This window comes from Mycoavidus sp. SF9855 (assembly GCF_024582735.1).
In the GTDB taxonomy this organism is placed as follows: Bacteria; Pseudomonadota; Gammaproteobacteria; order Burkholderiales; family Burkholderiaceae; genus Mycoavidus.
In genome coordinates this window covers 2,177,551-2,192,007 of sequence record NZ_CP102085.1, presented here as the reverse complement: position 1 = coordinate 2,192,007, position 14,457 = coordinate 2,177,551, and the positions used below count along the sequence as shown (strand labels likewise).

Here is a 14,457-nt window from a genome sequence, read left to right as displayed (position 1 = left end):
GTTTAGAATATCCATAAACTAGCCGATGCGTCCTATCGGGAAATGATCAAGCTAGTTTTCGCTTTAAAATCTCATTGACTTGTTGCGGGTTGGCTTTGCCGCGGGTGGCTTTCATCGCTTGGCCGATCAGCGCGTTAAACGCCTTTTCTTTACCCGCACGGAACTCCTCGACGGATTTTGGATGGGCGGTGAGCACCGCCTCTATGATTGCGTCGAGCTCGCTGGTATCGGAGATTTGTTGCAATCCTTTGGCTTCGATGATGCGGTCCGCTGCCTGCTCATCATTAGATTTCTCATCCCAGATCGCTTGGAATACTTCTTTGGCAAGTTTGTTTGAGAGTGTGCCATCGGCAATGCGCACGAGTAGCCGCGCGAGTTGCTTAGCGGAGACCGGGCACGCGCTGATTTCAATGCTGTCACGGTTGAGTTGTGAACTGAGTTCACCCATCACCCAGTTGGCCGCGGCTTTGGCTAAATTTGGATCAATTGCTTGGTTTTTTTGCAGTGCGCTGATTTGCGTAACGACGCCCTCGTAATAGGCTGCCAGCGCTTTTGACGAAGTCAACACAGCGGCATCATAGGGGCTAAGCCCATATTGCTCAATTAAGCGTATTTGCATGGCGGCAGGTAGTTCTGGCAAGGTGCTGCGCACGCGTTCGATCCACGCGGAATCAATCACCAACGGCATCAAATCTGGGTCAGGAAAATAGCGGTAATCATGCGCATCTTCTTTACTGCGCATCGGGCGTGTCTCGCGCCGTTCGGGATCATATAAACGTGTTTCCTGTTTAACCACCCCGCCATCTTCAAGCAACTCAATTTGGCGTTGTATCTCGTAATTAATCGCCTCTTCCAAAAAGCGGAAAGAATTGAGATTTTTGATTTCAGTGCGGGTGCCAAGCTCGGCTTGGTTGATTGGACGCACGGATACATTGGCATCGCAGCGGAATGACCCTTCTTGCATATTGCCATCGCAAATACCAAGCCATACCACCAGCGTATGCAAGGTTTTGGCATAGGCCAGCGCTTCGGCGGCGCTGTGCATATCGGGCTCGGTCACAATTTCGAGTAAGGGTGTGCCAGCGCGATTTAAATCAATGCCGGTCATCTCAGAAAAATCTTCATGCAATGATTTGCCGGCATCTTCTTCAAGATGCGCGCGGGTGAGGTGGATGGTTTTTTGGTAGGCGGCTTGTTTGGTTTTTTCGTGCGCTGGGACATGGATTGCCAAGGTGCCGCCCTGTACGACAGGAAGTTTGTATTGGCTGATTTGATAGCCTTTGGGTAGATCTGGATAAAAATAATGCTTGCGCTCAAAAACACTGCGCGGCGTGATGGTGGCGCCAATCGTCAGACCAAAACGAATCGCGAGCTCAGCTGCGGTCCGATTCATGACGGGTAAAACGCCTGGTAGCGCAAGATCTACCAGACTGGCCTGCGTATTAGGGGGCGTCCCAAATTGCGTTGAGGCGCCAGAGAAAATTTTCGAAACACAAGTGAGTTGTGCGTGTGTTTCAAGGCCGATAGTGGCTTCCCATTGCATAATTAAACTCCCGCTGGCATACGGGTATGCCAATCTGTCACTTGTTGAAAAGCGTGCGCAATTTGCAGCATGCGCGCTTCACTAAAATAGTTGCCAACGATTTGTAGGCCAACCGGCCTTAAAGGGGTATCCCCACTGCCAAAACCACAGGGTACGCTCATCCCAGGTAGGCCCGCTAAACTGATAGATAGAGTGTAAATATCTGCTAGGTACATGCGCAGAGGATCATCGGTTTTTTCACCTAGGTTCCAGGCGACAGTCGGTGCCACAGGCCCCATCATAACGTCGCATTGAGCAAAGCTTTGCTGGAAATCCTGGGCGATGATACGGCGAATTTTCTGTGCTTGAACATAATATGCATCGTAATAGCCATGCGATAGCACGTAACTACCCATCAGAATGCGCCGTTTAACTTCTGCCCCGAACCCTTCAGTACGCGTTTTTTGGTACAAATCGGCAAGGTCGCGATAATGTGCCGCACGGTGTCCGTAGCGCACGCCATCAAAGCGCGACAAATTAGAGGACGCTTCAGCTGAGGCCAGTACGTAGTACACCGGAATGGAGAGCTCGGTCTTAGGCAATGAAATTTCAATCAGCGTCGCCCCTAATGATTCATATACTTTAAGCGCAGCTTCAATCGCCGTGCGTACATCAGCGGCTAAACCGGCGCCAAAATATTCTTTGGGTAAACCGATGCGTAGACCTTTTAAATTAGGCTGCTCTTGTCGAGTTGGCGTTGGCTGACTGGCATGGACCTGAGCGCTCCATGAGTGTCCGAGGTAGCGGCTGAAATCTTCGGTCTCACGCTCAAGGCTGGTTGAGTCGCGTGGATCAAAGCCTGCCAAGGCATTGAGAAGGAGCGCGCAATCTGCTGCGCTGACCGCGATTGGACCCGCTTGATCAAGTGACGAGGCAAACGCAATCATGCCGTGTCGTGAAACGCGGCCATAGGTTGGTTTAATGCCCGTCACGCCAGTGAACGCGGCGGGCTGGCGAATCGAACCGCCGGTATCGCTGCCGGTGGCCGCACTCACTAACCGAGCCGCGACGGCGGCGGCCGAGCCGCCTGATGAGCCGCCTGGCACCGCGCTAAGATCCCATGGATTTTGGGTCGAACCAAAAAAGGAGTTTTCAGTGGAAGACCCCATGCCGAATTCATCCATATTGGTTTTGCCAACGCAAACCATACCGGCATTGGCCAACCGCTCAACTACGGTGGCCTCAAACGGGCTCTTATAGTGAGCGAGCATTTTTGAGCCAGCGGTAGATTTCCAGTGGCGGGTCACAAAAACATCTTTATGGGCGATCGGAATGCCGGTTAAAGGTCCCGCGTGTCCGTTGGCAATCGTTATATCGGCTTGCGCTGCAGATGCGAGCGTGCACTCCGGGTTAATGTCAAGAAAGGCATTCAGCGCACTAGCAGCTTTAATGCGTGCTAGAAAGTGCTGCGCGAGTTCGACCGCTGACACGGCTTTGGTATCAAGCGCTAGGCGCAGCTCAGTTAAATTCTTTTGATGCATCGTGCGGTTTTCCGAAAAAAGCAAACGCAGTGAATAAAGAGATGAAATAACGTCATCGTTTTTAGGCTGGGTGGCGGCTATTCGATCACTTTGGGTACTAGGTAAAGGCCGTCTTGTATGGCGGGCGCATTGCGCTGATATTCATCGCGGGCCGGAGTTTCAGTCACCGCATCATCACGCAAGCGCAAGCGCGCTTCTTGAATTTGTTCAATTGGATGAGCCAGGGGTTCGACCCCGGTTGTGTCGACCAACTGCATTTGAGCGACCAGATCAAAAAAATGGTTAAGCTCAGTCAGCGTGTGCTCATCTTCGCCAGCAGCTAGCTCCAGCCGGGCAAGCTGAGCGATTTTTTTTACATCAGTTAAGGTCAAAGCCATAAAAATAACGAAAAAGAAGTGGATTAACCAGAAAAACTAAATAGAAAAGCGAAGTTTTGTGGAAAATCAATTTGCAGCACAAAAAGAGTTTTCCTGCAAGTAAAGGCAAATTATAAGGTATGATTAGCTATTTTATTGAGTCAGTTAGGATCCTTGAATGTTTGGTTTTCTGCGTAGTTATTTCTCTAATGACCTGGCGATTGATCTGGGTACCGCGAATACGCTAATTTATATGCGCGGCAAAGGCATTGTCTTAGATGAGCCGTCGGTAGTGGCAATTCGCCAAGAAGGCGGGCCAAATGGCAAAAAAACCATCCAAGCCGTCGGTAAGGAGGCCAAACAAATGCTTGGCAAGGTGCCGGGCAATATTGAGGCCATTCGCCCAATGAAGGACGGGGTGATCGCGGATTTTACGGTCACCGAGCAGATGATTAAGCAGTTTATCAAAATGGCCCATGAGTCGCGCATGTTGTCGCCTTCGCCGCGGATCATTATCTGCGTGCCGTGTGGCTCAACTCAGGTTGAACGCCGGGCCATCAAAGAAGCTGCGCACGGCGCTGGCGCCTCTCAAGTTTATTTGATCGAGGAGCCCATGGCCGCCGCCATTGGCGCAGGCCTGCCGGTTTCTGAGGCCACCGGTTCGATGGTGGTAGATATTGGCGGTGGCACGACTGAGGTCGGCGTCATTTCGCTCGGCGGTATTGTCTATAAAGGATCGGTACGCGTTGGCGGCGATAAGTTCGATGAGGCTATTGTCAATTATATCCGTCGCAATTACGGTATGTTAATTGGCGAGCAAACCGCAGAAACGATTAAAAAGAAAATTGGTTCGGCTTTTCCGGGTTCTGAAGTTAAAGAAATGGAAGTCAAAGGGCGCAATTTATCAGAGGGCATTCCGCGCAGCTTTACGGTCTCTAGCAATGAAATTCTTGAGGCGCTGACTGAGCCCTTGAATCAAATTGTCTCGCAAGTCAAAATCGCCCTGGAGCAAACGCCACCTGAACTCGGCGCGGATGTGGCCGAACGTGGCATGATGCTGACGGGTGGCGGGGCATTGTTGCATGATATCGATCGTCTGCTTGCTGAAGAAACAGGGTTACCCGTTCTAATTGGCGAAGATCCGCTCACCTGCGTGGTGCGCGGTTCAGGCATGGCGCTAGAGCGGATGGATAAATTGGGCAGCATTTTTTCGCATGATTGATAAACCAGAGCGTGTCGGTGCCGCGACGGCACGACACGAATAACTAATGATTGGCGCCGACCATGGAATACAGTCCGCCGCCACTTTTCAAGCAGGGGCCGTCTGCATTTGCGCGATTGATTGTTTTCGTTGCGCTAGCGCTCGGCTTGCTGATTTCCGATGCTCGCTATCGTACGCTTGAAACGCTACGCCAAGTTATTGGCACTGGGCTTTATCCGTTACAACGCGTAGCGCTTGCGCCGCGTGATCTGGTGCGTGGTATTTCAGGGTTCTTTGTCACGCTGACCACCTTGCGGGCTGAAAACCAGGAGCTCAAAACACGCAACTTAAAACTCGCACTGCAAGCGTTACAAGCGGTTCAACTTGGCTCTGAAAATGCCCATCTGCGCGCATTGCTACAATTTGAACCACGCGAAACAGTGGGTACGGTGCTCGCTGAAATTCAATATGATGCTCATGATCCCTTTACGCAAAAAGTGGTCATTGACCGTGGCCTGCGGCAGGGCGTGCAAGCCGGCGCGCCAGTGGTCAATGAAGAGGGCGTGATTGGTCAAGTAACCCGGGTTTATCCACTGCAAGCAGAAGTGACTCTATTGACGGATAAAGATCAGGCGGTGCCTGTACAATTGGTGCGCACGGGGGTTAGAAGTATTATTTCTGGTACGCCTCGCGGCGATTTGCTTGAGTTGCGCTATATCCCAGTCAGTGCGGATATCCAAGTGGATGATCAATTAGTCACCAGTGGTCTAGATGGGGTCTTTCCACCAGGTTTGCCGGTAGCAAAGGTGCTGCGGGTTGAGCGTCAAGAGGGCGCTGAATTCGTCCGGGTCATTTGCGTACCTTACACTCCGGTCCGAGGGACACGCCAGTTGTTGGTGCTGCATTATGAAAACCCGCCGCCACTTGAGTTAAATGACGCGGCAAAAAATACCTTGAATGCAGCTGGCAACAATGCCGGTGCTAAAGCTAAAGCAACCGCGAGCGCGACGCCCACGAATTCTGTTCAGCGTAAAAATATAAAACCGAAAACTAGCGCCAAAAGCCAGAGTGCTCCAGCGCCAGATACGACAAACCAGGGCCCGCAATGAACCGCTTGCATCACATCTTATTGCCGGTGAATCCGTTATTTATTGCGTTTAGCCTGATCGTTGCTTTTGTATTAAATCTGCTGCCTTGGGGGCGGCTGATGGGAATGCCGGATTTTGTCGCGTTGGTTGTACTATTTTGGAATATCCATCAGCCGCGCAAAGTTGGCATGGGGATTGCGTTTGGCTTGGGCCTATTGATGGACGTACATGATGCCAGCTTGTTGGGTGAGCATGCGCTTGCCTATACCTTGCTTTCATATGGCGCCATTATGATTCATCGCCGCGTCTTGTGGTCTCCCCTGCTAGGGCAAGCGCTGCATGTCTTGCCGTTACTTCTGCTGGCACAAATCGTACCCTTTACGATTCGCTTGATGACCGGCGCTGCTTTTCCGGGGTGGGGATATTTGGTAGACGGTTTGGTCGAAGCGGCGCTATGGCCAGTGGCCAGTGTCCTCCTGCTCGCCCCGCAAAAGCGCTCAGCCAATACTGATGATACGCGTCCAATATGATAAAGCGATTTAGTTTTATCATAAAGCGGATATCGGTTGGCGGGTTAGGGCTTTTACGCGCCTTTAAGTTGGGCTCATTAGCCGCTTGGGCCTAAATTCATGCCTGAATTCAAAGATACCGAGCAGCAGCTACAGCAATTCCGCTTGCGCGTGGCAGCGGCCGCGATATTTGTGTTTTTGTGTTTTGCGCTATTGGCGGGACGTTTTCTATATTTGCAAATCTGGCGCTACGGACAATATTCATTACAGGCGGATGAAAACCGTATTGCGGTTGCGCCAATTATGCCAAACCGCGGCATTATTACCGATCGCAACGGTATTGTGTTGGCCAAAAATTACTCCGCTTACACGCTTGAAATTACGCCCTCAAAAATTAATGGCACACTAGACGAAGTGGTCGATAGCCTGTCGCAAATTGTAGTGGTTGATGCACGGGATCGGCGCCGCTTTAAAAAGCTGTTAGAAGATTCAAAAAATTTTGAAAGCTTGCCATTGCGTATCCGCCTTTCCGATACCGAGGTGGCAAGGTTCACAGCGCAGCGCTTTCGGTTTCCTGGCGTTGAAGTGCGGATTCGTTGGTTTCGCCAATATCCACTTGGCACGACTGCGGCGCACGTGATTGGTTATATTGGCCGGCTCTCGCAGCGTGACCAGGAGCGCATTCGGAACGCAAGCGAGCTCAATAATAGCGGGCTTAAACCTTATGATCCGCGGCTTGATGCAAATAATTATAAAGGCACTGACCATCTCGGCAAAATTGGTGTTGAACAAAGCTACGAGACTGAGCTACACGGCCAGACGGGCTTTGAAGAGGTCGAAGTGACCGCGGGTGGACGCCGAGTACGCACTTTGTCGCATAGCCGGGCAGTCGCGGGCAATAACCTGGTGCTCTCACTGGATATTAATCTGCAGCAAATTGCCGAGCAAGCCTTTGCCGGCCGGCGTGGGGCGCTGGTGGCGATCGAGCCTGCGAGTGGCGATGTTTTGGCTTTCGTTTCCGCCCCTAGTTTTGATCCCAACGCTTTCGTTGATGGGATTGATCAGCAAACCTGGGATGAACTCAATACGTCAACCGATCGGCCGCTTTTGAATCGTCCATTGCAAGGCGCTTATCCGCCAGGCTCAACCTATAAGCCCTTTGTTGCGCTGGCCGCGTTAGCATTGGGTAAGCGTACCCAGCAATGGGGTTTTCAGGATCCTGGGTCTTATACCCTAGGGGGGCACACTTTCCGCGATGATGTGCCCGGGGGGCATGGCTGGATTGATATGTATCGCTCCATTGTGCTGTCGTGCGACACTTATTACTATATGTTGGCGCGTGACCTGGGCGTGAATGCAATGGCTGAGTTTATGGCGCCATGGGGCTTTGGTCAGTTAACCGGCATTGATATTGACGGTGAGACGAGAGGCGTATTGCCTTCGACCGGCTGGAAAAAGAAGGCCTACCGGCGCTCTGATTTGCAAAGATGGTACGACGGCGACACCATTAATTTGGGGATCGGGCAAGGTTATAACTCATTTACTACTTTGCAAATGGCGCATGCAACCGCGATACTGGCTAATAATGGCGTGGTGATGAAGCCTCATCTGGTAAAAGAAATCGAGCATCCGCTCACGCATGAAACCCGTCTGACTGTGCCAAGCGCCAGTTATCAGGTCAATGTGAACCAGCAGGATATTAATTTTATTAAGCGCGCGATGGTCGGAGTTATCGCCCAAGGTACTGCGGCGAATGCTTTTAGAGGGGCCGGCTATCAAGCCGCCGGTAAAACCGGTACAGCTCAGGTGTTCTCGCTGCAAGGCGCAAAATATCGTGCGCATACGCTGGCCGAGAATCGGCGCGATCACGCATTATTTATTGCTTACGCACCTGCTGATAAGCCATCTATTGCGCTTGCTTTAGTTGTCGAAAATGGTGGTTGGGGTGGGAAAGCTGCGGCGCCGATTGTACGCAAACTGCTTGATTACTATTTGGTGGATCGTCTCAAGCCCAAAACCAGCGCTGCTGCAATACCAGCCACGTCTGTCACCGCCATTGAAAAACGTGCCATCAAACAATAATGAGCCACAGCTAGCGCTCTTGGCTTGAGGACTAGAATGTCGATTAAAATTTATTTAAAACGCATTAAACCGCTTTTCGTCGGTTTTGACCGGCCTTTTTTCCTGTTTGTTTTAGCCTTAATTGCGGTCGGCATGCTGACCTTATATAGCGCTAGCTTTAATATGCCAGGTCGTGTGCAAGACCAATTGCGCAACATTTTACTGACCTTCGTCCTAATGTGGGGAATTGCCAATTTATCGCCCCAAGTGTTAAGCCGTTTGGCGGTTCCTTTATATACGTTCGGTATTAGTTTACTGATTGCCGTTGCACTCTTTGGCCTGATACGCAAAGGCGCGCAACGGTGGATCAATCTTGGGTTGGTGATTCAGCCTTCCGAAATCATGAAAATTGCGATGCCATTAATGCTGGCATGGTATTACCAGCGGCGTGAGGGCGCGCTGCGTTGGTATGACCATATTGTGGCCTTAGCATTGCTGGCAGTCCCGGTCGGTTTGATTGCTAAGCAACCTGATTTAGGTACAGCAGTGCTGGTGTTTTCGGCCGGATTTTTTGTCATTTATTTGGCTGGTCTGAGCTTTAAATTAATTGTACCGGTATTACTTGCGCTTACGATTGCAGCGGGCTCGCTGATTGTATTTCAACAAAAAATCTGCCAACCACAAGTGCAATGGCCATTATTACATGACTATCAGAAACACCGTGTTTGCACCTTACTTGACCCAACCACCGATCCTCTTGGTAAAGGCTTTCATACGATTCAGTCGGTGATCGCGATTGGCTCGGGGGGCTTGTTTGGTAAAGGCTGGTTAAAAGGTACTCAAGCCCATCTCGAATTTATTCCTGAGCGGCATACCGATTTTATTTTTGCTGTGTATGCAGAGGAGTTTGGCCTAGCGGGCAGTATTGCTTTACTTTTGCTTTATTTATGTTTGATTGTGCGCGGATTATATGTTGCCGCTAATGGCGCGACCCTTTTTGCTCGTTTATTGGCCGGCTCGCTCACTTTAAGCTTTTTTACCTATACGTTCGTCAATATTGGCATGGTGATTGGCTTATTGCCAGTAGTCGGGGTGCCGTTGCCTTTTATGAGTTACGGTGGAACAGCCCTCGTTACGCTGGGTATTGCGGTTGGTTTAATCATGAGTATGGGGCGGCAAAAACCTTTAATACAGAGTTAATTTCAGGCAGTGTTTAAACTCGCCGGGCGCTCCACCTCGGCCCAACAATTGGGTGTTTCATATAAGCGCACCCGCTTAAGCCTTAAATCTGCGCCATAGTGACTGTTATACGTCAGAGCAAGTGTATCAAACGCAATCGCGGCCAAATTTTCGACGGTGGGGATCTGTTCGAGGACAACCGTTTTATGGTTTGGCAGCGTATCAAGAAAGGCGCGTATTGCAGTATCGCCAGCGTACACTAAAAAAGCATGGTCCCAGTGCTCGACCAAGTGCTGAAGGGCGAGCGCTTTGACCTGTGCGAAATCCATCACCATGCCGCGATCAGGCGCGCCTTCGGTGGCGATTGGTTTGCCTGTTAGCGTAATTTCAAGCACATAACGATGACCATGCAGGTTGCAGCATAGGCTGCGATGGTCTGGAATACGGTGACCAGCATCAAATTCAAGTTTACGAGTGATGGTTAACACGGCAGGACAAATTTAGGGAATGTGTAAATATTTATGGGTTTGCATCGATAGCCGCCAACGCGGATGCTGCTTGCACCAATCGATTGCAAAGCGCGTATTAAGCTCGCGCGCTGCATTATCCATCGGTTGCACCAGAAAATGATCGAAGTCGAGTTTTTCATAAGCCAAGAGCTGCTGATGGTCCTGCGGCACCACCACTTTGAGTTCATTGCCCTGTGTGACGACCAATGTTGCCGCCGCTTTGGGGCTGACGCAAACCCAATCAATGCCTGCTGGTATAGGTAGCGTGCCGTTGGTCTCAAGCGCAATTTCAAACTGTGCGGCATGCAGCGCTGCGATCAATTCACCGTTAAGCTGTAGTAAAGGCTCTCCGCCGGTACAGACGACCAAGCGATGCGCCGCGCCTGCAGGCCAGAGCGAGGCAATCTGGGCGACTACTGCAGCGGCGCTTTTGTATTTGCCGCCATTTTCGCCATTTGTGCCAACAAAATCAGTATCACAAAAACGGCAAATCGCCTGCGCGCGATCTTGCTCGCGGCCGGACCAGAGATTGCAGCCCGCAAAGCGGCAAAACACAGCAGGCCGCCCGGCATTAATACCTTCACCCTGCAAAGTATAAAAAATTTCTTTAATTGAATAAAACGCCATGACAAAGAATTCTATCGACTTAAGGCCGCCACGTCTTTAATTTAGGCCAGCTATGAAAGTTTCATAACCCCGTTTACGTAATAGACAGGATGGGCATTCACTGCAGCCATAGCCCCAGTCATGCAGCGTACTACGCTCACCAAGATAACATGTATGAGTTTCAAGGCGGATTAAATCAAGCAATGCATCACCGCCAAGCGTGTGTGCTAGTTGCCATGTTTGCGCTTTATCAAGCCACATCAGCGGGGTTTCAATGACAAAACGACGATCCATCCCCAGATTGAGGGCAACTTGCAATGCCTTGAGGGTATCGTCGCGGCAATCGGGATAACCAGAAAAATCCGTCTCGCACATACCGCCTACCAGTACTTGTAAGCCACGCCGATAGGCAAGCGCTGCGGCCATCGTCAGGAACATCAAATTGCGGCCTGGCACAAAGGTGTTTGGCAAACCGTTAGCAAGCGTTTCAATCTGAACGTCACGCGTCATGGCGGTGTCGCTTAACGAACCGAACATCGATAAATCAACCAAATGATCGTCGTGTAGACGCGTACGCCAGGGTGCAAAGGCTTCAGTTTCTATAAGGCGCGCTCGGAAATGGCTGCGGCATTCAAGTTCAATCCGATGTCGCTGACCATAATCAAAGCTGATGGTCTCAACATGATGGTACCGCTGAAGCGCCCATGCCAGACACGTAGCAGAGTCTTGGCCGCCAGAGAATAGTACGAGTGCGCGGCTATGAGGATGTGTTTGTGCCGTCACTTTAGTCTCCTGTCATGGAACCTATGCTGACAGTAAAAAGGACTTGCAATCATGCAAGTCCTGAAATGCTGGTGGCCTGGGGCGGGTTCGAACCACCGACACACGGATTTTCAGTCCGCTGCTCTACCGACTGAGCTACCGGGCCACTTAAAACGAGAGTATAGCAAAGAACCTAAGCGGGTGTATAGATTCGCTACATATGACGCTTGTGTGTAACTAACTTAATACGATTGTTGCAGCTATTCGGTATTTAGGCAGTTAATCCGAGTAAGACAATTGCAACAGTGATAGTGAGCGCTCCCCCTAGGCGCGTTGCCATTTGTGCAAAAGGCATAAGCTGCAGGCGGTTAGCCGAGGTAAGAATGGCCACATCACCAATACCCCCATGCCACTATGGCAAGCGTTGATAATCGCCCCTTCAATCGGATAGAGGCCCACCCAGCGGCCTACAAAAAAGCCAACTGTAGTCAGGGTTAGCACCGTCACGAAAATGGTAACGATATTTGTTAAATTAAAAGCGGCTAATAAGTCATCCCAAGGGGTAATAGTGACTCCAATGGCAAAGAGTAACGGATACGTGACTGTGGTTGAGAAAAAGTGATAAACCGTGTGTGCGCCATCCTCTAATTTAGGTGAAACCGCATAAGTTAGCTTAGCGAGCACTGCTAGAAAAAACATCGTAACGGGAGCTGGTAAGCCTATAAGCTTATGCACGAGGATACCCATGATATAGAGCGTAATTGCGATCATGCCAGCAACGGCGATATTTTCAACCGAAGCCACGGCATTATTATTTTTCTTTAGCAACGTACCATCGTCGTTGATATGTAGACGGCCGTTGCCAGTGTAGCATGGGTGACGTTTACCGAATTGGTTGAGCAAGCCAGCGAAGATAATAGCGGTTAAGTTGCCAAGCATGACAGCAGGCAGAATCTGTGCAAAAAGCTGCTTTTGCGGCAGATTCAGAATGTCAGCATAGCCTAGTGTGAGAGGGATAGCCCCCTCACCGATACCACCGGCCATGATAGGAATAACAATATAAAAGAAAGTTTGGTGTGCGCTCAAGCCAAAGGCCATTCCGGTAAGGGTTCCCAAAAGGGCTGCGGCAATAGAGCCAGCGACAAGGGGCAGAAAGATTTTAACAAAACCTCTTACAATGGTTAGGCGATTCATACTAAGAATACTGCCCACGACCACAGAGGCAATAAATAGATAAAGGATATTAGTTGATTGCCAGAAATTGTTGATTGAACTAACTAATTCGTTGGGCAGGAGTTTGTAATAGACGAGGCAAGAGGGTAAAAAGGTAGTGACAATGACTGGCCCACCAATCTGACGCAGGCCCGGAATACGTGCGCCCAATTCGGCGCAGGTAAAACCGAATACGGCAAGTAGCGCAATCATGACGGATATATCGCCGGAGATTTCCCCCAAGGCCAAGAGGAAACCTAAGCAAACAAGAGTAAGGCAATACGCCGGTAATGGAATAATGCCGATGCGCAGACTCATTAGTTTCTGCCATTGAAGACAAGCAAACGGGAAGCGAAACATACCAGTTTTATGTCCCTGTAGAAAATATCGCCACTTTTTATGCACCAAAACATCGCTATCAGCGGATGAAGTATTCATTTGCCTACATCTCCTTGATCTGAATATTTATTTAGCACCAGCTACCAAGGACGGCCCCTAAGCTTTTTTAAGCTCTATCGATCAGGGTACGTCTAAAAAAAGACGCGATATTCTCATACCGCTACCTAAACCAAAGTCATGTTGCATCGAAGGGATGCTTATCTTCAATAAACTTTTCTGGCTCTAGTATGGGTAGCAAGGGATATTCACAACAAGGTCAATTTTTATTTTTTATCGTTATGAATTTAGCGCAATAAAAATTTGTGCTTACCTCGCGTTGCTGCTTTTATTGCAACCTTTTCTCTTAGAAAGTAGAACAATTAAAATCAAAAAAGCTCACCTAATTTTTGTACTGTGATCTACACTTTAGTGACTTAGAGGAGTTTTTTTACGCTGTTTGATAGACGTAACGAAATAATCACTGCGGGTTAAAAGCAAGCATGAATTCATCCTTATCAAGCGAAATTAATCAGCGCCGCATTCGCTGTTTCTATGCAGTCTATTCCACGGGGTCAGCATGTGCTGCGGCAGATAGTCTAAGTACTTCTGCGGCAGTTGTGACACGCCACATTCAATTACTAGAAAAGGAATTAGGAACGTTATTGTTTGAGCGACGCCATCGGAATGGGATGAAACCCACCGAAGCGGCTAAGATTGTTTTGGAATACTACCGGGCGTCTCGTGCGCAGCAAGATCACATGGAAGTTTGTTTAGATGAGTTGCGCAGTATGAAGCGGGGAACTATTCGCTTTGCTCTGCCCGCGGCTTATATCGATACGCTTATGGAAGACATGTTTACTGATTTTTGCCATGAACACCCTAACTTAAATATAGTTGTCGAAGAAATTAACAACTCCTCTCAAATAGTCACTAGCGTTTTAGAAGACTCTGCAGATGTTGGGATTATTTTTAATAACATACCTAATCCGGATATTCTTTGTTATACAAATAGACTCCTACCCATGCGTGCGTTAGTGAGTCGGAGCCATCCGCTAGCTCACGAACAAAAGGTTAGTTTCGAAGAGTTATCTCGTTACCCGCTCGCCTTGCCACCTAATTCTTTTAATTTTAGAAAGCTACTTCAATCCGCAGAGCGCTTAGAGAAAATCCAGTTAAAGACAATATTAACGACGAACTCTTGTTGTGCTCAAAAAAAATTCGCCAGTGTCAAGAATGGCGCAACGATTATGACTGCGTTTGCAGCTCGTCAGGAAATTAGAGAGGGGCAACTGATTGCACTTGAAATTGATAACCCGCTTTTGACCAGCGTGGAAGCTTCCTTAGTCGTCAGACGAGGCAAAATATTTTCGCCAGCACTTAAGAAATTGCTTGGATTACTCAAGAATAAGTTATTAATTTTTACGCATAACGAGCAAGATTTTCTTCCTTCTGCCTGCACTTATGGATGATCAAACTAAACTTTTTATTAATCGTCGCAAATCCCTTAAAAAAATGGCAGTTGGCATTTTAGCC

The 14,457-nt window shown here is 49.3% G+C and carries 12 protein-coding genes, 1 tRNA gene and 1 pseudogene; 6 read left to right on the top strand and 8 right to left on the bottom strand.

Translation table 11 applies throughout. The annotated features are described in order from the left end of the window. Positions 1–46: 46 nt before the first annotated feature. From gatB to gatC, 3 genes are all read right to left on the bottom strand, one after another. Complete coding sequence (gene gatB, locus NQD60_RS08930) at positions 47–1,543, bottom strand: Asp-tRNA(Asn)/Glu-tRNA(Gln) amidotransferase subunit GatB (protein ID WP_257100533.1); 1,497 nt, start codon at positions 1,541–1,543, stop codon at positions 47–49. A 2-nt stretch (positions 1,544–1,545) separates the two neighbouring features. Then, positions 1,546–3,063: an Asp-tRNA(Asn)/Glu-tRNA(Gln) amidotransferase subunit GatA gene (gene gatA, locus NQD60_RS08925; RefSeq protein WP_257100532.1), complete on the bottom strand. Its 1,518-nt coding sequence runs from the start codon at positions 3,061–3,063 to the stop codon at positions 1,546–1,548. 77 nt (positions 3,064–3,140) lie between these two features. After that, a complete protein-coding gene (gatC, locus tag NQD60_RS08920; RefSeq protein WP_223692757.1) occupies positions 3,141–3,440 on the bottom strand; it encodes an Asp-tRNA(Asn)/Glu-tRNA(Gln) amidotransferase subunit GatC in 300 nt (99 codons plus the stop codon). Positions 3,441–3,597: 157 nt separating this feature from the next. Between gatC and NQD60_RS08915 the strand changes: the two genes are divergently transcribed. From NQD60_RS08915 to rodA, 5 genes are all read left to right on the top strand, one after another. Further along, complete coding sequence (locus NQD60_RS08915; RefSeq protein WP_223692755.1) at positions 3,598–4,641, top strand: rod shape-determining protein; 1,044 nt, start codon at positions 3,598–3,600, stop codon at positions 4,639–4,641. Positions 4,642–4,703: 62 nt separating this feature from the next. After that, positions 4,704–5,729 carry a rod shape-determining protein MreC gene (gene mreC / locus NQD60_RS08910; protein ID WP_257100531.1) on the top strand — a complete coding sequence of 342 codons (1,026 nt, stop codon included), beginning with the start codon at positions 4,704–4,706 and terminating at the stop codon, positions 5,727–5,729. Then, positions 5,726–6,238, top strand: coding sequence for a rod shape-determining protein MreD (gene mreD, locus NQD60_RS08905; RefSeq protein ID WP_257100530.1), 513 nt, complete (start codon positions 5,726–5,728; stop codon positions 6,236–6,238). Before mreC ends, mreD begins: the two co-directional genes overlap by 4 nt. A 99-nt stretch (positions 6,239–6,337) precedes the next feature. After that, positions 6,338–8,299 carry a penicillin-binding protein 2 gene (mrdA, locus tag NQD60_RS08900; RefSeq protein WP_257100529.1) on the top strand — a complete coding sequence of 654 codons (1,962 nt, stop codon included), beginning with the start codon at positions 6,338–6,340 and terminating at the stop codon, positions 8,297–8,299. A 36-nt stretch (positions 8,300–8,335) separates the two neighbouring features. Next, positions 8,336–9,478 carry a rod shape-determining protein RodA gene (gene rodA / locus NQD60_RS08895; protein WP_257100528.1) on the top strand — a complete coding sequence of 381 codons (1,143 nt, stop codon included), beginning with the start codon at positions 8,336–8,338 and terminating at the stop codon, positions 9,476–9,478. A gap of 2 nt (positions 9,479–9,480) precedes the next feature. Here rodA and NQD60_RS08890 read toward each other — a convergent pair whose 3' ends face one another. The 5 genes and pseudogenes from NQD60_RS08890 to NQD60_RS08870 all read right to left on the bottom strand — a co-directional run bounded on the left by NQD60_RS08890 (position 9,481) and on the right by NQD60_RS08870 (position 12,864). Next, positions 9,481–9,945, bottom strand: coding sequence for a 6-carboxytetrahydropterin synthase (locus NQD60_RS08890; RefSeq protein ID WP_257100527.1), 465 nt, complete (start codon positions 9,943–9,945; stop codon positions 9,481–9,483). A gap of 12 nt (positions 9,946–9,957) precedes the next feature. Then, positions 9,958–10,593, bottom strand: coding sequence for a 7-carboxy-7-deazaguanine synthase (gene queE, locus NQD60_RS08885; protein WP_257100526.1), 636 nt, complete (start codon positions 10,591–10,593; stop codon positions 9,958–9,960). Between the two features lie 36 nt (positions 10,594–10,629). Beyond that, the gene (gene queC / locus NQD60_RS08880; protein WP_257100525.1) at positions 10,630–11,355 is read right to left on the bottom strand and encodes a 7-cyano-7-deazaguanine synthase QueC; all 726 of its coding nucleotides are present in this window, start codon (positions 11,353–11,355) and stop codon (positions 10,630–10,632) included. A gap of 69 nt (positions 11,356–11,424) precedes the next feature. Further along, a tRNA-Phe gene (locus NQD60_RS08875) sits at positions 11,425–11,500 on the bottom strand. A gap of 105 nt (positions 11,501–11,605) precedes the next feature. Then, a pseudogene (locus tag NQD60_RS08870) lies at positions 11,606–12,864 on the bottom strand (2-hydroxycarboxylate transporter family protein). A 560-nt stretch (positions 12,865–13,424) separates the two neighbouring features. On the opposite strand from NQD60_RS08870, the gene NQD60_RS08865 reads away from it, so the two are divergent. Beyond that, positions 13,425–14,393: a LysR family transcriptional regulator gene (locus NQD60_RS08865; protein WP_257100524.1), complete on the top strand. Its 969-nt coding sequence runs from the start codon at positions 13,425–13,427 to the stop codon at positions 14,391–14,393. Positions 14,394–14,457: the final 64 nt, after the last annotated feature.